The sequence below is a fragment of the Brachyspira suanatina genome (assembly GCF_001049755.1).
In the GTDB taxonomy this organism is placed as follows: domain Bacteria; phylum Spirochaetota; class Brachyspiria; order Brachyspirales; family Brachyspiraceae; genus Brachyspira; species Brachyspira suanatina.
Genome location: NZ_CVLB01000002.1, coordinates 31572 through 54725, shown reverse-complemented (window position 1 = coordinate 54725; position 23154 = coordinate 31572). Strand labels below are relative to the sequence as shown.

The following is a 23154-nucleotide window of genomic DNA, read 5'->3' as shown; positions in this document are numbered from 1 at the left end:
AATATAAAAAATAAAATTACTTATTTAATATATCTAATACCTCAGCAGGGAAATACCATTTAGACTCATTATAAACTACAACTCCCTCTAAAGTTTTTTTCTCTCCATCTACAATAATTATATTTCTGTTTTTCATCATTTGAGCAGTTTTATCTTTCATATGTATAGTAAGAATTTGACCGTCAGATGTTAGCTCAGCACCTGCTTTTTTTATTTCATCTTCACTCATAAATAATTTTTTGGAAGCTTCATCTAAATTTATTCCCATAGCTTTAGCAATATTTTTAGCTATATCAGTATTATCTATAAGACCTGTAATTCTTTTATTATTAGGTAAATAAGTATATAAAGGAACATCTTCTCCGGTATGTCCATGAGAAGTGAATCCTAAATATGCTCTTTTTGCTAATATTGGCCCTATAGCATAATGTAAATCATCGCCTGTTTTTCCTGTAAGAGAATTTACTTCTGCCGCTGTCATATCATTAATAGAATAATATTTAGACATAGTTTCTCTTATATCTTCGCCAGCTTCTATTTTTCTAGCTATATATTCAGAAGAACGTGAAGCTTTTTTTATAGGATCTATAAGGCTTTCTAATCGTATTTGTTGATAATTTAAAGATGTGTCATAATTTCCCATAGAAAAACCACTGTTTCCATGGTCTGTTACAGCTATAACCATAGTATTATTATCTTTTTTAGCAAAATCCAATGCAACTTTTACAGCAGCATCATAAGCTAAAGTATCGGATACTAATCCTACTGGATCATTGGCATGAGCAGCCCAATCTACTTTTGAAGCTTCTACCATTAAAAAGAAACCATTTTTATTTTTAGAAAGTATCTCTATAGCCTTTGAAGTCATTTGAGCCAATGAAGGCTGAGATGTTTCATTTCTGTCTATATCATATGCCAAATCTGCATCTGCAAAAAGTCCTATAACCCTATCGCCTGTGAAAGAATTTAATTCATCAGAAGTTCTGATTATAGAATAACCTAAATTAGTAATTTCAGATATCAAATCCTTTCCATCTTTTCTGCCTTCTTTAGTAAAAAACTTATATCCGCCTCCAAGTATAACATCTATGTCCTGAAATATTTGCTGTTCGCTTAAATCATCATAGTCTTTTCTAGTGATATCATGAGCCGAAAACGCTGCCGGAGTTGCATGCATAATTTCTGCGGTAGCAACAATTCCTGTAGCTTTATCAAGAAGCTGTGCTGCCTCTAATACATTTGCTATAGGACTTCTGGCTTCTGTAGGTATTGAAGAATTAGGAAGTATAGCCTCATCTGGAAGAATACCTATAAACTGCTTATAAGATGATTTATACCCAGTAGCTATAGCTGTACCGGCAGGTGCAGAATCAGCTATAGGAGAATCAGCATTATGGGTTCTCACTGCTCCGCTTAACATTTCATCTATGGCTAATGATTCTCCTCCATTAATCCATCTTGAATATGTAATTACATCAGTGCTTTGTCCATCAGCAATTAGAATTATAACATTTTTTGCTTTTATAGAATTTTCTGAATTAGCGTAATCTAGCTGACCGCATCCTATAAAAAATACGGCTAAAAGAAGGACAGGTAATAATCGAACCATAGATTTTTCTCCAATCTTTATAATTTGGTAAAAATCTGATATCAAATTTTTCCAAACTACATAGTATAATAAAATAAAAATCAACGATAAAAAAATTTTTATTAAAAATTAAAAAAATTATATATTATCATTTTAGACTATATAATTTTTTAATTCAATACCGCAATAATTTTAAATTATATTTTTTAGATATAAAGATTATAATGAATTTATAAAATAAAAAAGCTCATTTATAACATATATCTATAAATTATATATTACTAGTTAAATAATAAATATAACTTTATTAAAAATTAATTTTTTATAAAAAAAGAGGCTTATAATAAAGCCTCTTATAAAATATATTTAATTTTTTATTTAACTTCTTTTAAAGTACCTTTCAAAGTTAAAGTATCATTTTCAAAAGTACCCTGCAAATCACCCTGCCAATAAGGTATGCCGTCTTTAGCTTTATCAGTAACCATTTGAATATCAGCAAAATTCATATCATTAGAAATTTGAGAAGTACTTACTTTGTTATTATCTGAACCGTAACCTATTTTAAATATTCCATTAGTATCAGATTTTAATTCATAAACCCAAGGATAAACAGTAGGTCCCCCTGCATGAGCATATCTTATAGTTATTACTCCTGTTTCATCTTTAGTAACTCCTGTTCCTGTAATTATAGGGCCGTTAGTTCCATTCAATACTTTTTGAGATTTTCCTGTTCCAGTCATACCATCAAAATTATAAGTTTTAGCAGGTGATACTCCGTAAAGTACAAAGAATCCGAATCCTCTTTCTATTTTATTATTTGCATATTGCTTATTCTCGTATCTATATGAATCCCAAGATTTAGTAGCTCCTGCAGGTGTTGAAGCTCCTGTAGCAGCATCCACTTTAGCATCAATATTGCCGTAAGTTCCTGAAACTTTTAAATATGAGTTTTGCATTAAATTATTATCATCATTAGCTTTTTCTCCAAATACGGCCTGAAAGTCTATATCCATAGTGCCTGCCTCAGCTTTTCCAGTTTGATTTGATGTTGTATCTGTCTTTGAACATGAAAATATTAAAACAGATATAAATAATACTATAGGTATAATTTTTCTCATTTTTTCTCCTTTTTTGTATTGATTATATAATATAAAGTTATAAGAAATTTTACAATTATATAATTAGAAGTTTTGTAAAATTATTATATAAATAGCATAGTATATAATATAGTCGTATTTTATTTGTAAGACATTTTTTACATATTATGTTGTTTTTTGAAAAAGTTGATAATAAAAAAGCACTCTCATATTAAAATGAAAGTGCTTATTAAATATTATTAATTTATTATTTTACCAAACTAGAGAAATCAAGCATATTTTTGAAAATTTTATCAACTGAAGAAAGTAAAGCTATACGGTTATTTTTAATTTTCTCATCATCTACATTTACCATAATATCTTTGAAAAATTTATCTAATGGTTCATAAAGACTAGCTAATAAAGCAAATGTTTTTTCATATTCTCTATTTTCCATAAGCTTATTAACTTCATTTAATTTTTCTTTATATGTATTGTATAGAGATTTTTCTGCCTCTTCTTTTAATAATGATTCATCTAAATTTACATCTTTAGCAGATTTAATCATATTTTTAATTCTTTTGAATACTAATAAAAGATTAGAGAATAACTCTTCATTTTTCTTTCTGAATGCATCAATAGCTTCTATTTTTAAGTAAGCATCATACATATCATCTATACCAGTAGAAAGCACGCCCGCAACAGAGTCTTTAGCAAAGTCAATATCATTTTCAAAACGAGATTTAAAGAACTCAAATATATCTTTTACTAAATCTTCGCTTTTATTATTTTTAGCATCTTTAGGCATAGAGTTGATAGCATCTTCTATTAATTTTTTAAGATTAACATGCTTTTTAGACCTTGTAAGTATATTAATAATACCTAAAGCCTGTCTTCTTAAAGCATTAGGATCTTGAGAACCTGTTGGTATATCTCCTACATAGAAACCTGCTGCTATATTATCCATTTTATCAAGTATAGCTATAGCCTTACCTGTATCATTAGAAGGTATTTCATCAGCAGCGAATAAAGGTCTGTACTGCTCATTAATAGCTAAAGCAACATCATCATTAAGATTCATAGATTTAGCAAAATATCCTCCCATTATACCTTGAAGCTCTGGGAAATTATAAACCATATTACTTACTAAATCTGATTTCATATATTTAATAGCTTTAAGTATATTTTCTTTATCTTTTTCATAGCCTAAAAGTTTTATTAAAAGTTCTGAGTTTTTCTCAAGTCTTTTTACTTTATCAGCAACGCTTCCAAGCTCTTTTCTAAACATAAGCATTTCGAGTCTTTCATTCATCTCGTCCATGCCTTTTTTGATATCTTCTTGGTATAAGAATCTTCCGTCTGAAAGTCTTGCTGTTAATACTCTTATATTTCCTGCTATTATTTGAGGAGTTTTAGGCTGATTTGCTGTTATTACAAATAAATTAGTTAAAGTACCGTCTTTTTTACATAATGGGAAGTACTTTTGATGTTCAATCATTTCACTAGTTAAAACTTCTTTAGGAACTTCTAAGAATTTAGAATCAAATTCAGCAGTAAGTAAGTAAGGCTCTTCTACCAAATCCACAACTATTTCAGATACTTTTTTCTTTGAAACAGCCTCATATCCATGTTCTTTTTCAATATTTTCTAATTGATTTATAATGTTTTCTAATCTTTTTTCTCTTGAAACTATAACATTTTTTTCTAATAAGATTTTTTCATAGTCTTTAGGATTATTAATTTCTTTAAATTCAGGTGAAAGAAGTCTATGTCCTGTTACTTTATTATTAGTTTCTATTCCAGCAACTGAAGTTTTTATGATTTCATTTCCGAATAATGCTAGTACATTTCTTATAGGGCGTACAAAAGCAAAATCTTTATTTCCCCATCTCATTTTCTTTTTGAAATCTATACTTGAAACAATACTTTCTAATTTTTCTTCAAATAGTTTTTTTGTTTCTATACCTTTTTTCTCTTTTTTTACAAATATGTATTTTTTTCCATTTACTTCTTTTATATATGGCTTATCAAATGATTCATTTTCATCTATATTTTTTATTGAATTAGCATCAATATTATGAGATTTCAAGAATCCTTCTCCAGCTTTTGTAGGAGCTCCATCTTTAAAAGCGCTTTCAAATAAAGGGCCTCTAAACTCTATGACTTCATCTTTTGATTTTTCTTCTATATTTTCTGCTAAAATAGCTAATCTTCTAGGGGTAGTGTATGAATTAACAGAACTGAAATTAATACCATTGTTTTTTAATGTGTTTTCTATTATTTTTTTAAAACTTACACTGGCAGGATATGCAAAATCTGCAGGTATTTCTTCTACTAATATTTCAATAAGCAAATCTTTCACTTTAATATTCCTTAAAATAATAATTATTAATGTCCTATATTGTACATTTATAGTATAAAAAAAACAATATTTTTTGTATATTAATTTGCAATTTTGTTAACTATTTGTTTATTTGTAAGGTTATATTAATAAAGAATCAGAATATTTAAAGAAAATAATCATTATTTTACGATAATATATAACAAGATATTGATTTTATATCATTAATATACTATATTTATAAATTGGAAGACTTTAATATGCAAACAGTAACAACTAAACAAAATATATTAATAATAGATGACGAAGAAGATATACTGACTACCTGTCAGAATATTTTAGAAGATGAAGGCTACGGAGTAGATATAGCAAAAAATTATAAAGAGGCTGAAGATATACTTTGTAGTAAGAAAGTAAATTTGGTATTTTTAGATGTATGGCTTCCTGATGTAGACGGACTAGACATACTTTCTAATATAAAAGAAAAATATCCTAATACCATTGTAATAATGATGAGTGGGCATGCTGGTGTTGAAACAGCTGTAAGAGCTACTAAGATGGGAGCTTATGACTTTTTAGAAAAGCCTATAAGTATAGCAAAACTTCTTTCAAGCTGCGAAGAGGTATTCAAAGAAACTACAAATAAAACAGAATCTGTTGATAATGAAGAAAATGAATCCAATCATCATCATAATAATGTAGGATATAAGGTTAAGCAAAGAACTATAGCTAAAAGTATTGTTGTAAGCGGTTTTGCTTTAATGGAAGGAAGAAAAACAGCTTTAACATTAGTTCCTGCAGAAATTAATACAGGCATAGTTTTTATTGATATTAATACCAATACTCATATAAAATTGTCTCATAATAATATACTTTCTAAAGATAAATCAGGGGCTGTTAATTCTACAGCATTAGTATCAGGAAACAGATATATAAAAACTACAGAGCATTTTTTAGCAGCACTTCATATGATGGGTATTACTAATTTAATAGTAAAATGCGACGGAGAAGTACCTAATGTTGATGGTTCAGCTTTAGTATTCTGCGATGCTTTGAAAGAGGCTGGTTTTGTAGAGCAGGATGATTATATAGAGCCTATAGTTATAGATCAGACTTTAACTTATGGAACTGTTAATGATAATGAAACTTATATAATACTTTCACCTTATGACGGGCTTGAAGTTAGTCTTCGTATAGATTTTGCAGGCAGTATAGGTGTACAGGAATATACATATAAATTTGAGAATTTTGATCAATTTACTGAAGAAGTAGGAAGAGCCAGATCATTTAATACTATAGATAATATTGATTATGCTCAAAAAATGGGAATGGCTGGAAGCGGTATGATAGGAAGCCATATACTTCTTTGTGATGGAAAAGTAATAAATACTAAACTTCATTATGATAATGAGTTTGTAAGACATAAAATTTTGGATATAATTGGAGATTTATATATATTAGGCAGACCTATAAGAGGCAAAATTGTCGCTAATAAGTCTTCTCATTCTTTCAATCATTCCGTAGTACATGATCTTGCAAATAGATATTTATGAATTTGATTTAATGATTAAAAATGATATAATTAATAACTAATTTAAGAGTATGAGAAATATGTCAGAAAGCAGGTTAAAAACTAATACGGAAGAACAGAATAATATATCATTATATTTTGCAGATGCTAAAAAGGAAAAGCTTTTAACTAGGGAAGAAGAGATAGAACTCACTAAAAGATTAAAGGAAGGAGATGCAGAAGCCAGATCCAAACTAATTAGAAGCAATTTAAGATTTGTTATCACAATAGCAAAACAATATAAAAACAGCGGACTTTTATTAGAAGATTTAATAAGTGAGGGAAATTTAGGGCTTATAATAGCAGCTGACAGATTTGATCCGGATAAAGGCTATCACTTTATATCTTATGCTGTATATTGGATAAGACAAAGTATTTTAAGGGCCATAAATGAAAAATCAAGACTAATAAGGCTTCCTTTAAATAAAGCTATGGATTTAGTAGATTTGGAAAGAGCTGTGCATCAATATTATTATAAAAGCGGATATACTCCGGATGTTAATGAATTAGCTACCATATTAAATAAAGATCCTAATGATATACTTCATATTATGTCTATGAGTACAGAACATATTTCTCTTGAAGGTGAATATAATTATGATGGCATGAAAGATAGGCTTATAGATACAATAGAGGATAAAACTTCCAAAAATGTTGAAGAAACTGCTATAAATAAAGAGCTTATGGAAGAATTAAAAACAGCTATTGAAAGTTTATCAGATATAGAAAAACAGATTATCAATGCAAGATATGGAATAGATCAGGAGAGAAAAACTCTTAAAGAAGTAGGGGAGATGTTTTCTTTTACTAAAGAGCGTATAAGACAGATAGAGAAAAAAGCATTAAGAAAAATGCATTCTCAGAAATACAGTTCATTAAAAGATTTCTTGAAATAGAAGTTTTTTATAAAGATCCGATAAATTAATCTATTATAATTTTCTTTAAAAATTAAAAATCTCTTTTTAATGATTGCTGCGGAGGTTATCTTGGAAAATATAGAAATGTTAAATATACTTAATGTATTTTTAAAAGAAAAAAATAATATAATTAATCATTTAAAAGAAGAAAGAAAAAAAAGAATACCTAAATTTAATATTATAGAAGTATGTTCTGGCAATGAAGTTGATAACAGTAAATTGTTGGCTGAGATGCTTAAAATTGATTTTATTATTGATAATAAAGAAATTAATTTAGCAAAAGATTTTTCTAATTATATTATTAAAGAGAAATTAAAACATAATGATATTAGTATAAATAATGATATTAATGTTGATACTGAAGTAATGACAAAATACGGAAGAAGAATTGACTTACTAATATATAATGATGATTTTGAAATTATCATAGAAAATAAAATTAATGCAAATGAATTAGAAAATCAATTAGAAGATTATTATAATGACAGACTTGAAAACAATTATGTAAATGAAAATAAATTATTTATTGTATTTTTAAGTAAATATGGTCAAAAGTCACATTCATTGAGTGATGAATTAAAATCTAAATTAGAAGAAAACAATAGGATTTGTTATTTATCTCATAATGATATATCTGATTTTATAGATAACATTTTTGTTGAATATCCATTTTTGAAAGATGATAAATATATATCAGTTTATTCTGCTTTAATTCAAATGAGAGATAATGAAAGAAATATAAGCAATAATAAAATACAGGAGAATAATATGGAAAAAAATACTGTAATAGAAAAATTTTTTAGTGAAAATGGAATTTATGAATCATTAAATAAAATAGATGATATTGAAGAGTGCTCAAAATTATTTTCAGATTCTGCTTATTTAATTAAATCAAGAAAAATACAATTAAGCCCTATAAAAGAGCAGATAGAAATTATCAATAATACTATTAAATATTTAAAAGATAATGGCTTGCAAAATGAAAACTGCAGATATTTAGATGAGGAAATATTTAAAGGAAATATTATAAATAACAAAGATGCAAATTCAACTCCTATTATTATCAATATAAATAATAATCTTACAATTAAATTATTTATAAGTAAAAAAACATGCTATCTTACTATATTTTCAAATAGCAGCAATATTATAAATAAATTGAATGAAATAACAATGAAAGAGGAAATAATAAAAATATTTGGTAAATATGAACTTAGAGAAGGAAAAAATGATCCTGAACCAGATGATTATTTATATGTTTATTATTTTCTAATAGGACAAAATGATGATTATAAAGAAATAGGCAGTATTATAATAAATCTTTATAATTATTTGAAAGATCAAAGTTTTTAATATTATTTTTTATGTCAGGGCTTTATATACATATCCCTTTTTGCACATATAAATGCAGTTACTGCAATTTTTATTCTATTGTTAATATGAATAATAGAGAAATATATAAAAAATATGCAGAAAGCTTAATATCAGAATTAAAATTAAGAATACAAAATTATGAATCATATATAGAAACAATATATTTTGGAGGCGGGACTCCTTCTGTATTGGGTGCTGATTTATTAAAATATTTATTGGATAATATATTAAATATTGTTCATAATAAAGATTTAAATACAAATTTAATAAAAGAAATAACCATTGAATCAAATATAAATGATATAAATAATGAATATATTAAATTCTTAGAGAATATACCAAATATAAGACTTTCTTTAGGCATACAGACATTCAATGAAAAAAGTTTATCAGTTATAAATAGGCATACCGATAAAAAAGATATTATAAATACTCTTAAACTAATAAATAAATCCTCTTTAGAAAATATATCTCTTGATTTTATATGCGGACTTCATTTAAATAGTGAAAATCAAATAAGAGATGATATATTGTTTTCTTATGATTTGCTTCCTAAACTTAAGCATTTTTCTCTTTATTATTTGGAATTGACTGAATCACTTCAAAGAAAATGGAAAGATCTGCTTCCTAATGAAGAAGAATCTGTAATATATTATAAAAAAGCCTCTGATACATTGGAAGGGATTGGATTTAAAAGGTATGAAGTTTCAAATTATTCTCTTTACAATTACAATTCCATACATAACAGTAATTATTGGCTTTTGAAAGATTATATTGGAATAGGAGTATCTGCTGTAGGATGCTATAATGATAATAGATACAGTAATGTTAAAATCATTAAAGATTATTTTAATTTTATTGATAATAATAATCTTCCTATAAAAGAAAATGAATACTTAGATATAGATACTAGAAAAAAAGAATTTATATTCCTTTCACTAAGAACAGTAAAAGGAATAAATATTGATAGATACAATAACTACTTTAATGAAAATTTTTATGACGAGTATTATCATATTATAAATAATAATAGTAAATATTTTAATATATCTAATAATTATTTATCTATAAAAAAGTCCTATTTTGATTATGTTGATGAGATTAGTATATTATTACTTTGATTTATTTAATGATTCTTGAAAGTTTTTATCGTTTATAAGATATTTATCGACTATTATTGCTAAAGCACTGTCTTCTTTTTTTAATTCCTTTGCTCCTCTTGTTATTGAACAAAGACTTGCATTTAAATGTTTGGCTATTTCATATTGAGGCATTTTCTTTCTTAATAAGGTGACTATCCTTAATCTTTGCTGTATCATGTCTTGTTCATCTTTTGTGAAGAGTTCTGTGAGAAGCTTCTTAATGAATTCTTCATTGTTTTCAGTTGCTAGAATATGTGCTAATAGTTCCATTTTATATCTCCTTAAAATTATTACTATTTAGAATACTACTATATTAAGTATAGGATAAATATTAATTTTTTCAAGTAAATTTATTATTATTATATATAATAATGCATTTTATTTATTACAAGTATATATAAATTACTGTTTATTAATTAACAATTAAGGCAGATTTATGAAAAAGTCTAATAAGAATAATAAAAAAAATAATAACAAAAATACTAAAAATACTAAAAAGATTTCTACTAGAGAAAATACTAAAAATAATTTGTTTATTATTTTATTTGCCATATTTGTTTTATTTGCTGTATTTATATATAATTATTATAATAAAAGAATTAATTCAGTATCAAATATAAATGAAGTTGATTCTCAAGGGCTTACAATAGTGATGAAGGCATTACTTAATGAGAATAATCAATTAAATATTAATGATATAAAAAGGCTTATAAGAGATAATAGAAAAAATATAGATTATAGAATTAGAGATGCTGAAAGTAAAACTCTTTTAATGTATGCTGTATTTAATGGAGATACTGAAATAATAAAAGATATAGCTAAATACGGCAATCAATTAGATGAAATAGATAATAATGGAAGAACGGCATTGCATTGGGCAGTTTATTATAATAAATATGATGCTGTTGTTACTTTAATAGAACTTGGGGCAAAAGATTATATAAAAGATGATTATTCCCTTACTCCTATAGATATAGCACAATATGAGGGCTATGAGGATATATATCAATATTTATCAAATTTATAATAATTAAAATATATTGTAAAAAATATTTTTTAATGTTAGAATTAGTTATCAATATTATGGTTTTTAGAAATTAGTAAAATAAAAATAAATAAAAAATAAAGAGGAAGCAATGAGATTTAGATGTTTAAAAAAAGATATAGTAAAATCTATTGGTGTTACTGAAAATGTTGTTGAAGGTAAAGTAATTTATAATATAGAAAGCAATGTGCTTTTTCATCTAGCAGGCAATATGCTTACATTAACTGCTACTGACGGTTCTGTTTGGGCTAGAAGCAGAATAATACTTGATGACTGCGAAGGGGAAGGAGCGGTTGCTGTATATGCCAAAAAAATAAGCTCTATATTAAAAGAGATGCCGGACGGACTTATTACTATAAATGTTGAAGAAAATGAAAAAATAAACATAGAATCTGAAAATGGAAAAACTAAACACTTAATCATAGGTATGAAAACAGATGATTTCCCTGCTTATCCTGAAAGCGACGGAGATATTAGTTATATAATGCTTCCTACAAAAGAATTAGTTACTATGATTAATAAGACTATATCATCAATAGCTAAAGAACCTTTTAAACCTGCTTTAAGAGGTATATGCTTTGAGAAAACTGATTCTAAATTTCTTGCTGTTGCTACTGACGGAAGAAGAATGGCTGTAATTGAAAGAGAATTTGAAGGTGTAGAAAATGGTTCTTTCTCAATAATCATAGAGCCTAAGGTTTTAAATGAGATACTTGTAACTGCAAATTATGATGAAGTAGAACAAGTTAAAATGGGAGTAGACGGACAGCAAGTTTATTTCCAAGTTGGTAAATATGATTTCGTATCAAGCCTTATAGAAGGAAAATATCCTAATTTCAGGCAGGTTATACCAAAAGAGTTTGCTTATAGTTTCAGAGTAAATAAGAATGATCTTCTTGATGCTATAAGACGTATTGTTCCTATGATTAATGATGTTCGTTCAAAGAGAATGATATTAACAGTTTCAGAAGAATCTCTTAAAGTAAAAGGTATAAACCAAGAGATGGGAGAATCTTTAGAAGAGATTGACATAAAATATTCAGGCGAAGAACATTCAGTTGCTTATAATTATACTTATATTCAAGATGTTATAAAACAAATTGATTCTGAAATAGTTACTTTTATGGTTAATAAAGACTCTAGCCCTACTATGGTAAAAGAGATAGAAAGAGAAGATTATTATTATATCATCATGCCTATGAGTATAGGTGAGGAGTAATTCATTTTAAGAGGAAATTCTTATGGAAATTTTGGATTTATCTGTATTGGATAAAGAATCTAAAAAACAGATAATAGATTTTTATGATTTATTACTTAATAAACAAAAAAACTCTTCAAAAAATGATTTAAATAAATTTAGCGGAAGTTTAAAAATTTTAGAGAAAGATCCATTAGAATTTCAAAAAGAAATAAGAAATGAATGGAAATAATATATTACTAGATACAAATGCGATCATATATTTTTAACAAGTAGGTACTGGTATAAAATAACTTATATATTCAATAGACTTGTATATGATTTTCTAAGAATTGTGTTTTATGAAGTCTTCTTGCGAAGCATCCATTTAGCAAGATGTAGCCGAAATATTAGTGCTATTATATTTAATACATACTGTAAAAAATATTAAGCTATAGTATTTGCGTTTTCGCGAAGCGTGCCTGTGGCAGCTACTTTGACGAAGTCCGCAGAGCGTGTGCATCAAAAAAGTAGATAATATTTTATAAACTACACATATTGAGAAAATTAAATAATTTCAGTATATCCAAAAAATAATATTAAAATAAGAAAATATAATAAAAGATTTTCTTAACAGTATTAATATTATAAATTTAGATAACTATATTAAAAATGAAACTATTTTAATAAAAAAAGAAATTTCTATAAAACTTCCAGATACAATTATATTAGCTACTGCAAAAATAAATAATTTAATTTTATTAACACAAGATGAAGGAATATTAAAATATAATGGGTATAAAAATATAGATATAAGAAAATGTTTCTAGCTATATTTAGTTTTATAAAATTATATATTTGTAAAAAAATAGTAAAACAATTGTAAAAAATACTTGCTTAAAATTCTTATATAATATATCATCATTTTTCTAATAATTGGTGATTTTTTAAGTTTGTTATAAGAGGTTTATTAAAAATTATGAAAATTTTAGGCAATTATATTTACACTATAATAAAAGGTTTTATCATAGGAGCTTCAATGCTTGTACCGGGCTTCAGCGGCGGAACTATGGCTATGATACTTGGTATATATGATAAATTAATTGCTTCTTTAAGCGGTATTTTAACATTCTCAAAAAATGAAAACTATTTTATAAAAAACAAACTTAACTTTTTATTTTTGATATTTTTTTGTGTAGGCTCTGTTTTTGGTATGGTAATAATTTCAAAGCCATTATCAAATTTGATAGAAAAATATTATACAGTTTCTTCTTTCTTTTTTATGGGAGCGGCACTTGGCGGATTTAATACAGTTTATAATAAAACTAAATCTTATAAATTCGATTTTTTAAGTATTATATATATTCTTTTGGGAGCAGCAATAGTATATTTAATATCCATAATACCTGAAGGATTTTTCAGCAGTACAGGAGACAGAAGCGAAATGTTTATGTATTTTATACTTATAGTGGCAGGATTGATTGTCGCAATTGCTATGATACTTCCTGGTATAAGTGTGTCATACATGTTTTTACTTTTAGGTATTTATCAGGAAACCATTGATGCCGTACATGATTTATATATTCCATATTTAGCACCTTTAGCTATAGGATCTATTTTAGGAGTTGTTCTTACTACAAAAATTTTGGAATATTGGATGGAGCATTATGTGAAATCATCTTATTTGATAATATCAGGTTTTGTATTAGGATCTATTATACAGGTTTTTCCGGGACTTCCAAAAGGCATAGAATGGGCTTTATGTCCTATAATGTTTTTAGCAGCTTATTTCCTTATAAGGCTTTTACAGAGATTCGATCCTGACAATAGATAATATAGATGAGTATATACCTAAACAATTACATTTTGTCAAATATTAGCCATATGGGCTTTCCGCACGGTACTGCAAATTATTATGGTTAGTCAACTATACGTGCGGCTGATTACTTATTAATATACAAAAGTTAATAATTTATATTACATATAAAACAAAGTTAGTATTATTTAGTACTAATTTTACACTTGCACTTTCGCGAAGCGTGCCGACGAAGTCCACCTGCGGTGTTGGCAGCAACTTTGACGAAGTCCACCTCGCTGTGCGTGCCTTCGGCAGGTGTGCGGCGGGAAAAAGTTGAATAAAAAAATGATAAACTTAAAAATTTTCAGTATATACTAAAACAAATATATTTTGTCAATTTTTATATTTTGTAAATGTAAATTATAATTTTTGATAATATCAAATATTATCTAATATTAGTTAAATATTTTTATCTGTAAGATAAATTATTGATTTTTGTGCAATAATAAGTAATTAGCCGCACATATAGTAGGCGTTTAATAATATGAAATAGTACCGTGTGGGAAGGTGCCGCAGCTCGCGGTTGACAAAGTTAAAAATTTTCAGTATATATTAGCATATAATATTAATCATAAATTACTTTGATATTATAAACATTAAAATAGTATGGATATCTGCTGAAAAGTTCTATATCAAAAGTTTTTGTATTGTTATTTATTTCTTTAAAATTTTTTATTTTTTTACTGCCATTTAAATAAAAATCCATTTTTAAAAATGAATTTATATTTCTTTCATTTATATTATCAATAATTTGTTTTGGTATTTTTATTATGAATGTTTTATTTTCTTTTATAGATTTATAATTATTGTATCCGTCTGTAATTTCTAAATTAAATAGGGTAGGGTATATATTTATATTATATGTGTTTAATATTTTTCCTAACTTAATTATATTTATTTCTAAAATTTTTATATTATATTTTTGATTTTGTTTTAAATCACTAATTTTTAATTCTATATTTGCATCTCTGTCGAATGTTTGAACGAATAATTTATTAGTATCGAAATTATCATCTTCTAAAAATAAATTATAATTGTATTCATCTTTATGAAATCCTATTATATGAGATTTTTCTCTTTGTATATCATAACCATTATATTTTAAATAGCTTAGTTTATAAATATCGTCTTGCGTAATGGAATAGGCATTTAAACAAAAAATGAATATTATAAAAATGAAATGTTTAATCATTCTTTATTTATTATTGATCTACTGTGAATATAACAGCTCTGTTGGCATCAGCAGCAGTTTTCCAAAAATCTATGCTTCTATAAAAATAATCCCAAGTATATTCAAAGTCCTCATCGCTTAAAGGATATTCATAATCTTTTTCATCAATTTTAAAATATTTTTCTTTGAACTTTTCTTTTGTTATAGATTCTATTTTGGAAGCTATATCTTTAACTAAATCTGATTTTTTCAAAGTGATAATATAATCTTCCTCATCATCGCCATTTCCGTATAAAATGTCTCCTCCCATTATTATAGAGCCAAAAGGATAATTATCATCACCGAATACTAAAAGCCCATCATTAGAAAGACATCTATGCATAGCGTCCCAAGATTTATCAAGCTCATAAATATATTTTATATGCTTTTCAAAATAAATTTCTTCTAAATCTTCAGAAATAAAATCAGGTCTTTCAAACCTTGAAGTTTTTAATAATTTATTTAAATCTCTATCACTTAAAGCAAAGAATACACCCAAACAACCCATACAACACCTCCATAGTAAGCAATTATATTAAATAATACATATTATTTTTATGAATAATATAGATTCACAAGTTTTTTACTTCCTCTAAACTTAAACCTGTAATTTTACTTATATCTTCATTACTCATATTCATATTTTTTAAATTTAATGCTATGTCTTTTGCTTTGTTTATTTCGCCTTGTTCTATACCTTCTTCTTTTCCTAATCTTCTTTCTTCATCAAGCATTATTTGATTACCATATAAATAAGCCTCTTTCTTCTCATATTCTATCATCATCAATTTACTTTTTACAAAATTATTATATTTCTTTTGTACTTCTTCCATTATAGGTTTTTCTTTTACTATTTCAGACATAATAACCTCCCTACGAGCTGTAGCACCGCCCCGCACCGTATTTCAAAATATTATAGATAGTCTTCTATAGGTGCGGCTGAATACATTTCATTACACCATAAATTTATTTTATTACTAATTATACTATAAGTATTATCCAAATTGAAATTTAATAGATTAATACTTATTACAGGAGTAAGTTCATCATATCTTTCACCATGCTTTAATAACTTACTATAATTAGCTGCCCAATAATAAAGTATTCTTTCTGGAAATCTTGAATTGCCCTGAAGCTGAATTTCTATAATAACGACTGATCCGTTTTGAGTAATACATTTCACGTCTACTATGGTTTCTTTTAAATTTCTATTATTTTTCAAATTGAGGCGACTGCCCGCCTTCGGCGAAGGCGTTAAAATTTCAACATAACGGAAAGTCTTCATATTAGCATTAAGTATTATAGAATTGATAAAATCCAAAAGTATAGATTCACTGCTTCCTTTATCTGTGAAAAGATACCTTATAAAATAATCGTTCAAAGGATTAAAATTTTTTATAGTATTGAATTTTTTACTCATATACATATTATACTAATAAAGAATGTATTTGTCAAAATTTATAGTTATATGCAATTGTTTTATTTGAGTATAAAATATTTATAAAAAGTAATTAGCTGAAAATATTATTATAGCTAGAACAATACTATATATTAAAGACATTTTTATTTTTATAGACTTAAGAAAATATATCACTAAAAATAAAGCGAAAACTAATGTAGCAATGAAATAATATCTTTTTATACCTTCATTAATTACAATTAAGCTTATAGAAGCTACAAGATTGCTAATCATAATTATTCTTGCTAATATAAGCTGCATTGTTATAGCAAGTATGTCATCATTATCCGGTTCTTGATTCATATTCATCTGCCTCGTATAATGATTTCATTATTACATATAAAGGTATAAAAATCAATATTGTATTATTTAAAAAACTCAGAGAAAGGATTTTTGAAGTTGAATTTAAATCTTCCTTTTTCAGATGTTTTTTTATGAGGTATATTAACTTGAGTAGCCTCATCTAAACTCATCATAAGTATTCCAATAACAGCAGAATATGCAGGGTTATTTGCTATATCTTTTATGCCTTCAATTTTATCAGGCACTCCTATTCTAGCACTAATAGGAGCAGCACCTTTTACAGCTGTTTGATAAGCTTTAGCAAGTTCTACTAAACCAGGAAGCAATGCCCCCCCTCCTGTAAATACCATTCCTGCAGATAATGAATCAATATATTTCATTCTATTTAATTCTTTTCCACATAAGCTGAAAATTTCTTCTACTCTAGGCTGTATTATTTCAGTTAATACTCTTTTAGGTATAGTACGCATTTGTCCGCTTGCAGTAGGTACTTCAATGATTTCTTTTTCTCCTACCATATCTATAAATGCAAAACCATGATCTCTTTTTAATTTTTCAGCAGAAGGTATTGTTATTCTTAAACCTTCGGCTATATCATTAGTTATATGCTGACTTCCTACAGGTATAACAGCAGTATGCCAAACTGATCCTTCTAAATATACCATAAGAGAAGTAGTGGAATGTCCTATATCAAATACTACTACACCAAGTTCTTTTTCATCATCCGTAAGACAAGCTTCAGAACTTCCTCTTATATTAACTATAAAGTCTTTGCCAGAGAAACGCATTTTATTTAAAGTTTTTCTCAAATGCTCGCTTACATGTTTAAGACCTGTTATGATATGCACTTTAGTTTCAAGTCTAGTTCCTGACATACCCACAGGATTTTTTATTTCATCTTGTCCGTCCAAAGAATATTCTTGTTCTATAGCTTCAATAATTTCTCTGTCGGCAGGTATTAATATATTTTTTGCACTTTCTAAAACTCTTTCTATTTCAGCAGGAGTAACTTCTTTGTCTTTTGTATTAACGCCTATTACACCTTTACTGTTTAATCCTTTTATATGATCCCCGCCTATTGTTGCAATTATATCAGGAGCTTGTAATCCGGCCATATGTTCTGCTTCATTGATAGATTTTTCTATAGCATTAGCAGCGGCATCTATATTTATGATAACTCCTTTTTTGATGCCTTCACTTTCACTTTCGCCTATACCTATAACATCTAATTTGTCATTATTAACACGGGCAATGACAGTTTTTATTGATGCACTTCCTACATCTAATCCTGCTAAGATTGGCTCTTTCAAGTTAAACTCCTAAATAATAATATTATGTTAATATTTTCGGTAAAAATAAAAGTATGATTAATGATTATTTTTTATGATAATTATTATAGGTTAATCAATACAATTAAATTATAAAATAACCCATTTATTATTTTCATAAGACATTACAAATGTTTGTCTAGCTTTTGAAGTAGTATCTTCTACTCTGTCATACACAGAAGAATCGGCATCTATATAAGCCTTTTGTCCTTCCAATTTTATATCATAAACTTTTTCTATTGTAGTTTCGAATTCAAAATCTAATGAAGGATCGCTTTGTACATACTCATCAGCATTTCTTATATTTCTGCTTTTTCTTAATACTTCTTTATAATTTGTAGAATAGAATTTCTCATAAGCTATTCTTACGCTGTCCTGATTATAAGGAAGCGAATAAAATTCTTTTAAAGATGATAATGCTAGATTTTTTAATTTATCTTCATCATATTCTTTGACTTCAACATTTTCTTTAAAATCTTCATCGCTAAGAATTATTTCCACTCTTTTAATAGTTTCTTTATCATTATTATTACTGCATGATACTAACAGAGCAAATGATATTAATAATATATATTTAAACATTTATTAAAGTCCTTCCAATATAGATTTTCTTGTATTTTGTGGAGGAGCAGCTTCTTTCTCTTTTATTCTAGTCTCTGAAGTTGTTGTAACATTATTCATATCTATATATTTTACAACGCTAGGTCTTTCTAATATTATTCTTATATCTCCATTCTGCCAAGCTACAGTATTTGCATTCAAAAATGCTCCTTTAGTATATTTAGCATTTAAAGCAGATAATAGCTCAAGAAAATCAACTTGATTAGGCTGAAAATTTATAGTGATAGAATATAATGCATCATTTTTAAATATAAAATATCCACTTTTATAAAATTTATTTTCTTCTAATGCCAAGAATGTAGCACTTTCTTCAGCATTTAAATCAACAGTACCAGTCATATACTGTTTAGGCAAAGTCATAGTATTATCGCTTAATATTGCATTTATTGTATCTTGTCTTGTGGCACCTAAAGTAATATTTTTAAATCCTGTTATAGGCGTATCTATTACCGCAGGCTGTCTTCCCATTATAGCATCATTAGTTATATATTCATTATTATTTTGATTATTTTCTTCTGTTTGTGTATTGTTATTATTATTTGGCGGAATATAAAGATCATTTGTGGCATATTGAGAAAACAAATTGCATCCAAATAAAAATATCAAAATAAATATATATCTTTTCATTTTTTATCCCAAATTTTTTATTTTATTTTTAAAACCTTATAAATACAATCTTGTTATATAGTATCGGTTATATTTTATTTCAAAATAGCAAATTTATTTTATAGCTTTTTATTGCAATATGCTTGCAAATTATGTAATTTAGCTATATTTATTTAATTAAAAAAATTTGAAAAAATTATGAAATATATTATATTTTAGATATAGAAGGGTTTTAGGAAATACTTATGAACAAATATAATAGAGTTACAATAGTGTGCGGTCATTATGGAGTCGGGAAAACTACTTTTTCTATTAACTATAGTATGTACATCAGAAATTATACATCCGAAAATATTTATATTGCGGATTTAGATGTAGTAAACCCTTATTTCAGATCCAGAGAGCATTCCTCATATTTAGAAGAAAAAAACATAAAAGTTATAGGCAGTTATCTTCCTCAGTCAGGTGCCGATATACCAGCAGTATCCGCTGAAGTTTATTCTATTTTTGATAGAAAAGATATTATAGGCATAATTGATATGGGTGGAAATTCTGTTGGAAGTTTATCATTTGCTTCTTTTCGTAATAATGTTGATATTAATGAAACAGATGTTTTTTTTGTTTTTAATGCCAATAGATAAGAAAATTCTACTTTTGAGTTGGCTTTAGGCTATTTACTTGATATAGAGGCAGTTCTTGGGTTAAAAGTTACTGGTATAATAAATAATACTCATTTAATGTACGATACTTCTCTTGATGATATAGAAAAAGGTGAAAATATTGCAGAGAAATTATCTAAAGAGAAAAATATTCCGATAAAATTTACTTGTATTAATAGCAAATTTTATCATAATAATTCTAAGATATTTACTAAATATGATTTATTTATCATTGATTATGATATAAAAAATATAGGAAATAATATTATATAGTTTATTTATGGATTATAGTAATGTCAGATTATATGAGATAGCTTCTATGTTATCGCCTAGTGTATATGAAACTATATTTTATAGTCAGTATCAAGGACGCTCAGATAAAGATGCTATAATTTTAGATGATGAGACATTTGAAAGATGTTATGTATCTGATAATGTTTATAAAAATTTCTTATTTTCTAATACTATGAGACTTGGTAAGAGTGCTGATTATATAGGTCTTAATCAAATGCATAGTTCTATAATAGAAGATATTAAAATAACTGAAAATGATATTTCTATAAAATTAAATGATATAGTTTTAACTAATTTAGCCAAGACTTTAATAGAGATAAAATCTATGGATATAAAATTAGAACCTTTCTATATTAGTTTAATATTTAAAGGTATAAATTATTATTCTAATAATTATATAGATGAAAATGAAAAATTAATACCTACAGATGAAAGCCCTATAAATTCAGTATATTGTCAGGATCAATTATCTTTTGTTAATGATAAACATATAGATATTGTAATTTCAACGCAGTATCCTAATAGTAATAAGTTGAAATATATGATAATCAATTCTAATAGTATTGAGGTTATTGAATCTGCTAAAGATGTATGGAAGAATACTTTCAAAAATGACTTTTCTATGCTTTATGAATATTTTCAAAATATTAGAAAGTCTAGTAATTTAATTATAGAAGGAACTATTTATAGAAGTATAATATCAGGCTATGAGAAATTTATGGATGATTTCATTGATCTAGATGATTTTTGATTATATTTTTATAAAGTATTATTTTTATGAGAAATATTAAAAACTTACTTGTACATTCTCCTAATTGGCTTGGAGATATAATTATGTCTATGCCTGCAATTCATTTAATAAAAGAAAAATATCAAGATATAAAAATTACTGTAATGGCAAAAAGATCTATGTTGGGTATTTTTACTGTTAGTGATTTGGTTGATGATTACTTAGAATTGAAAAATTTTCCAAGTTTAAGAAAATATAATTTTGATACTGTAATACTTTTTCCTAATTCATTTGAAAGTGCTTTTAGGGTTTTTGGTCATGGTATAAAAACGCGTATAGGATATAAAGCTGATTATAGAAATTTTATGCTTACAGAAGCTGTTGATAGAAAAGAAGTAAGATGGATACATACTGCTGATTATTATGTTAATTTACTTAAAGCTATTGGAATAAATGAAAAAAGGCCTAGTATCAAGTTAAAGATAAGAGAAGATATATTAAATAAAGCAAAAGATTATTTAAAAACTGTTAACCCAGAAAATAAAAAAATATTTGCTTATGGAATAGGGGCGACTAATAGTGTTGGAAAAATTTGGAAGGAAGAATATTTTGCTGAAGTTGCTAATTATTTATCAAACAAATATGATGCTTTAACTTTATTTATTACTACACCTAATGAAAAGGAAATATCTGATAAAATATCAGCAATGCTTTTGAAAGAACCTATAATACCTTATATGCCTCTTGATATGATAGCAGCAATACTTAGCCTATGCAATGGATTTATAGGTAATGATTCAGGTGCTATGCATGTAGCTTCTATAGTTGGTATACCTACTTTAGCGTTATATTTTGCAACACCTGCTTATCAGAATTACCCTATTGGTATTAATAGCCATCTAATAGAAAAAAAACCTAATAATACTGCTTGTATATGTGGTGGTAAGAAATGTAAATTAGATACATTTGAGTGCAGAGAAGTTATAAAACCACAGGAAGTTATAAATAAATTTGAAGGAATAATTAATGGATTATGATGTTACACTTTCTATAACTACATATAACGAAGAAAAATATTTGCCTATATTGCTTGATTCTATTAAAGCACAGAAAACAGATTTGAAAATGGATATACTTATAATAGATGATTCGTCTACAGATAAAACATTGGATATAGCTAAATCTTATAAAAATGTACGAGTTATTCATAATGATAGAAAATCTGATGTTCAGTATATGAGAAATATAGGTTTGAAAGAAGCTTGGGGTAGAACTATAATATTTTTTGATGCTGATACAGCAATATCTGATAATTTTGTTGAAATAATGGTAAGACCTATAATAGATGAAAAAACAGATACTACATTATGTAAAACTTATGCAGTATTAGAAGCTTTTTATGATGTTCTTCCGGAAAAATATTCTAAAAGTTATGTTAATTTTATAAGACATTGTCCTAGATTTATGATGAAGCGTTTTCCTGTACAATTTGTTCCTTGGATTTGTAAATGGGTTGATATGATGAAAAATAAAAAAGGTTTTGTTAGCATATGGAATGTACCAAATAGAACTCATACAACAGGCATAGCAACAAAAACAGAAATAGCTAGGAAAATAGGAGGATGGACTGTTAGAATAGGAGACGGAGATGATGCTAAATATTCAAATGATGTATGCGATGCCAGTAGTAGAGTTTTATGGGTAGGAAAATGTATATTGTTTATTTCTAGAAGAAGAGTATTTCCAACTGATAATGGTTGGGTAACAGATATATTATTTAAACCAATAAAGAAATGGTATAAAAATAAAATCAAAAAGAAAAATGATAATGATTATACTCAAAGCATAAGATAGTA

General features: G+C 26.4%; 24 protein-coding genes and 1 pseudogene. 14 read left to right on the top strand and 11 right to left on the bottom strand.

Features of this window, described 5'->3' with window-relative positions; translation table 11 throughout:
* Positions 1–16: 16 nt before the first annotated feature.
* The 3 genes from BRSU_RS09925 to glyS form a co-directional block, all read right to left on the bottom strand.
* A complete protein-coding gene (locus BRSU_RS09925) occupies positions 17–1609 on the bottom strand; it encodes an alkaline phosphatase (protein WP_048595218.1) in 1593 nt (530 codons plus the stop codon).
* A 353-nt stretch (positions 1610–1962) separates the two neighbouring features.
* Positions 1963–2706 (bottom strand): hypothetical protein, encoded by a 744-nt coding sequence (locus BRSU_RS09920; protein ID WP_048595217.1) that lies wholly within the window; start codon positions 2704–2706, stop codon positions 1963–1965.
* Positions 2707–2932: 226 nt separating this feature from the next.
* Positions 2933–5026, bottom strand: a complete 2094-nt coding sequence (gene glyS / locus BRSU_RS09915; protein WP_048595216.1) for a glycine--tRNA ligase subunit beta — start codon at positions 5024–5026, stop codon at positions 2933–2935.
* A 239-nt stretch (positions 5027–5265) separates the two neighbouring features.
* Here glyS and lpxC point away from each other — a divergent pair, with 239 nt between their 5' ends.
* The 4 genes from lpxC (at position 5266) to hemW (ending at position 9987) form a co-directional block, all read left to right on the top strand.
* Positions 5266–6558: a UDP-3-O-acyl-N-acetylglucosamine deacetylase gene (gene lpxC, locus BRSU_RS09910; RefSeq protein WP_048595215.1), complete on the top strand. Its 1293-nt coding sequence runs from the start codon at positions 5266–5268 to the stop codon at positions 6556–6558.
* A 58-nt stretch (positions 6559–6616) separates the two neighbouring features.
* Positions 6617–7471, top strand: a complete 855-nt coding sequence (locus BRSU_RS09905; RefSeq protein WP_048595214.1) for a sigma-70 family RNA polymerase sigma factor — start codon at positions 6617–6619, stop codon at positions 7469–7471.
* A 90-nt stretch (positions 7472–7561) separates the two neighbouring features.
* Complete coding sequence (locus BRSU_RS09900; RefSeq protein ID WP_048595213.1) at positions 7562–8845, top strand: PD-(D/E)XK nuclease family protein; 1284 nt, start codon at positions 7562–7564, stop codon at positions 8843–8845.
* Positions 8846–8856: 11 nt separating this feature from the next.
* Positions 8857–9987, top strand: a complete 1131-nt coding sequence (gene hemW, locus BRSU_RS09895) for a radical SAM family heme chaperone HemW (protein WP_048595212.1) — start codon at positions 8857–8859, stop codon at positions 9985–9987.
* Here hemW and BRSU_RS09890 read toward each other — a convergent pair.
* Positions 9979–10278: a Trp family transcriptional regulator gene (locus BRSU_RS09890; protein ID WP_039954385.1), complete on the bottom strand. Its 300-nt coding sequence runs from the start codon at positions 10276–10278 to the stop codon at positions 9979–9981. The two genes, hemW and BRSU_RS09890, sit on opposite strands and share 9 nt — an antisense overlap.
* 166 nt (positions 10279–10444) lie before the next feature.
* Here BRSU_RS09890 and BRSU_RS09885 point away from each other — a divergent pair, with 166 nt between their 5' ends.
* The 5 genes from BRSU_RS09885 (at position 10445) to BRSU_RS09870 (ending at position 14064) form a co-directional block, all read left to right on the top strand.
* Positions 10445–11035, top strand: a complete 591-nt coding sequence (locus tag BRSU_RS09885) for an ankyrin repeat domain-containing protein (protein WP_048595211.1) — start codon at positions 10445–10447, stop codon at positions 11033–11035.
* A gap of 109 nt (positions 11036–11144) precedes the next feature.
* Entirely contained in the window at positions 11145–12272 is a 1128-nt protein-coding gene (dnaN, locus tag BRSU_RS09880; protein WP_048595210.1) for a DNA polymerase III subunit beta, read from the top strand.
* 22 nt (positions 12273–12294) lie between these two features.
* Positions 12295–12483, top strand: coding sequence for a hypothetical protein (locus BRSU_RS09875; RefSeq protein WP_014487070.1), 189 nt, complete (start codon positions 12295–12297; stop codon positions 12481–12483).
* Between the two features lie 361 nt (positions 12484–12844).
* The gene (locus tag BRSU_RS14350) at positions 12845–13060 is read left to right on the top strand and encodes a PIN domain-containing protein (RefSeq protein ID WP_342446851.1); all 216 of its coding nucleotides are present in this window, start codon (positions 12845–12847) and stop codon (positions 13058–13060) included.
* Positions 13061–13209: 149 nt separating this feature from the next.
* A complete protein-coding gene (locus BRSU_RS09870) occupies positions 13210–14064 on the top strand; it encodes a DUF368 domain-containing protein (RefSeq protein WP_048595209.1) in 855 nt (284 codons plus the stop codon).
* A 589-nt stretch (positions 14065–14653) separates the two neighbouring features.
* On the opposite strand, the gene BRSU_RS09865 is transcribed toward BRSU_RS09870, so the two are convergent.
* The 7 genes and pseudogenes from BRSU_RS09865 to BRSU_RS09830 all read right to left on the bottom strand — a co-directional run bounded on the left by BRSU_RS09865 (position 14654) and on the right by BRSU_RS09830 (position 19636).
* The gene (locus tag BRSU_RS09865; RefSeq protein ID WP_048595208.1) at positions 14654–15280 is read right to left on the bottom strand and encodes a hypothetical protein; all 627 of its coding nucleotides are present in this window, start codon (positions 15278–15280) and stop codon (positions 14654–14656) included.
* Positions 15281–15290: 10 nt separating this feature from the next.
* Entirely contained in the window at positions 15291–15806 is a 516-nt protein-coding gene (locus BRSU_RS09860) for a YfbM family protein (RefSeq protein ID WP_048595207.1), read from the bottom strand.
* Positions 15807–15870: 64 nt separating this feature from the next.
* Positions 15871–16718, bottom strand: a pseudogene (locus tag BRSU_RS15090) (Rpn family recombination-promoting nuclease/putative transposase).
* Between the two features lie 78 nt (positions 16719–16796).
* Positions 16797–17060 (bottom strand): hypothetical protein, encoded by a 264-nt coding sequence (locus BRSU_RS09845; RefSeq protein ID WP_048595206.1) that lies wholly within the window; start codon positions 17058–17060, stop codon positions 16797–16799.
* Between the two features lie 62 nt (positions 17061–17122).
* Positions 17123–18370, bottom strand: coding sequence for a cell division protein FtsA (gene ftsA, locus BRSU_RS09840; protein WP_048595205.1), 1248 nt, complete (start codon positions 18368–18370; stop codon positions 17123–17125).
* Between the two features lie 108 nt (positions 18371–18478).
* On the bottom strand, positions 18479–18970 hold the full coding sequence (locus BRSU_RS09835) for a hypothetical protein (RefSeq protein ID WP_048595204.1): 492 nt from the start codon (positions 18968–18970) through the stop codon (positions 18479–18481).
* A 3-nt stretch (positions 18971–18973) separates the two neighbouring features.
* On the bottom strand, positions 18974–19636 hold the full coding sequence (locus BRSU_RS09830) for a hypothetical protein (RefSeq protein ID WP_048595203.1): 663 nt from the start codon (positions 19634–19636) through the stop codon (positions 18974–18976).
* Between the two features lie 224 nt (positions 19637–19860).
* On the opposite strand from BRSU_RS09830, the gene BRSU_RS14845 reads away from it, so the two are divergent.
* The 5 genes from BRSU_RS14845 to BRSU_RS09810 are packed head-to-tail and all read left to right on the top strand — an operon-like array spanning position 19861 to position 23152.
* Positions 19861–20256 carry a hypothetical protein gene (locus BRSU_RS14845; RefSeq protein WP_245158083.1) on the top strand — a complete coding sequence of 132 codons (396 nt, stop codon included), beginning with the start codon at positions 19861–19863 and terminating at the stop codon, positions 20254–20256.
* 18 nt (positions 20257–20274) lie between these two features.
* Positions 20275–20547: a hypothetical protein gene (locus BRSU_RS14840; RefSeq protein WP_245158082.1), complete on the top strand. Its 273-nt coding sequence runs from the start codon at positions 20275–20277 to the stop codon at positions 20545–20547.
* Between the two features lie 7 nt (positions 20548–20554).
* Positions 20555–21319 (top strand): hypothetical protein, encoded by a 765-nt coding sequence (locus BRSU_RS09820; protein WP_048595202.1) that lies wholly within the window; start codon positions 20555–20557, stop codon positions 21317–21319.
* Between the two features lie 26 nt (positions 21320–21345).
* The gene (locus BRSU_RS09815; RefSeq protein ID WP_048595201.1) at positions 21346–22335 is read left to right on the top strand and encodes a glycosyltransferase family 9 protein; all 990 of its coding nucleotides are present in this window, start codon (positions 21346–21348) and stop codon (positions 22333–22335) included.
* Positions 22325–23152 (top strand): glycosyltransferase family 2 protein, encoded by an 828-nt coding sequence (locus BRSU_RS09810; protein ID WP_048595200.1) that lies wholly within the window; start codon positions 22325–22327, stop codon positions 23150–23152. The genes BRSU_RS09815 and BRSU_RS09810 overlap by 11 nt, the downstream gene beginning before the upstream one ends.
* Positions 23153–23154 lie beyond the last annotated feature (2 nt).

Excerpts from the sequence above, each read along its gene's own strand:
- BRSU_RS09925 (WP_048595218.1), bottom strand. The coding sequence starts at position 1,609 with ATGGTTCGATTATTACCTGTCCTTCTTTTAGCCGTATTTTTTATAGGA.
- BRSU_RS09920 (WP_048595217.1), bottom strand. The coding sequence starts at position 2,706 with ATGAGAAAAATTATACCTATAGTATTATTTATATCTGTTTTAATATTT.
- lpxC (WP_048595215.1), top strand. The coding sequence starts at position 5,266 with ATGCAAACAGTAACAACTAAACAAAATATATTAATAATAGATGACGAA.
- BRSU_RS09905 (WP_048595214.1), top strand. The coding sequence starts at position 6,617 with ATGTCAGAAAGCAGGTTAAAAACTAATACGGAAGAACAGAATAATATA.
- hemW (WP_048595212.1), top strand. The coding sequence starts at position 8,857 with ATGTCAGGGCTTTATATACATATCCCTTTTTGCACATATAAATGCAGT.
- BRSU_RS09890 (WP_039954385.1), bottom strand. The coding sequence starts at position 10,278 with ATGGAACTATTAGCACATATTCTAGCAACTGAAAACAATGAAGAATTC.
- BRSU_RS09885 (WP_048595211.1), top strand. The coding sequence starts at position 10,445 with ATGAAAAAGTCTAATAAGAATAATAAAAAAAATAATAACAAAAATACT.
- dnaN (WP_048595210.1), top strand. The coding sequence starts at position 11,145 with ATGAGATTTAGATGTTTAAAAAAAGATATAGTAAAATCTATTGGTGTT.
- BRSU_RS09875 (WP_014487070.1), top strand. The coding sequence starts at position 12,295 with ATGGAAATTTTGGATTTATCTGTATTGGATAAAGAATCTAAAAAACAG.
- BRSU_RS09870 (WP_048595209.1), top strand. The coding sequence starts at position 13,210 with ATGAAAATTTTAGGCAATTATATTTACACTATAATAAAAGGTTTTATC.
- BRSU_RS09865 (WP_048595208.1), bottom strand. The coding sequence starts at position 15,280 with ATGATTAAACATTTCATTTTTATAATATTCATTTTTTGTTTAAATGCC.
- BRSU_RS09860 (WP_048595207.1), bottom strand. The coding sequence starts at position 15,806 with ATGGGTTGTTTGGGTGTATTCTTTGCTTTAAGTGATAGAGATTTAAAT.
- BRSU_RS09845 (WP_048595206.1), bottom strand. The coding sequence starts at position 17,060 with ATGAATCAAGAACCGGATAATGATGACATACTTGCTATAACAATGCAG.
- BRSU_RS09835 (WP_048595204.1), bottom strand. The coding sequence starts at position 18,970 with ATGTTTAAATATATATTATTAATATCATTTGCTCTGTTAGTATCATGC.
- BRSU_RS09830 (WP_048595203.1), bottom strand. The coding sequence starts at position 19,636 with ATGAAAAGATATATATTTATTTTGATATTTTTATTTGGATGCAATTTG.
- BRSU_RS14845 (WP_245158083.1), top strand. The coding sequence starts at position 19,861 with ATGAACAAATATAATAGAGTTACAATAGTGTGCGGTCATTATGGAGTC.
- BRSU_RS09820 (WP_048595202.1), top strand. The coding sequence starts at position 20,555 with ATGGATTATAGTAATGTCAGATTATATGAGATAGCTTCTATGTTATCG.
- BRSU_RS09815 (WP_048595201.1), top strand. The coding sequence starts at position 21,346 with ATGAGAAATATTAAAAACTTACTTGTACATTCTCCTAATTGGCTTGGA.
- BRSU_RS09810 (WP_048595200.1), top strand. The coding sequence starts at position 22,325 with ATGGATTATGATGTTACACTTTCTATAACTACATATAACGAAGAAAAA.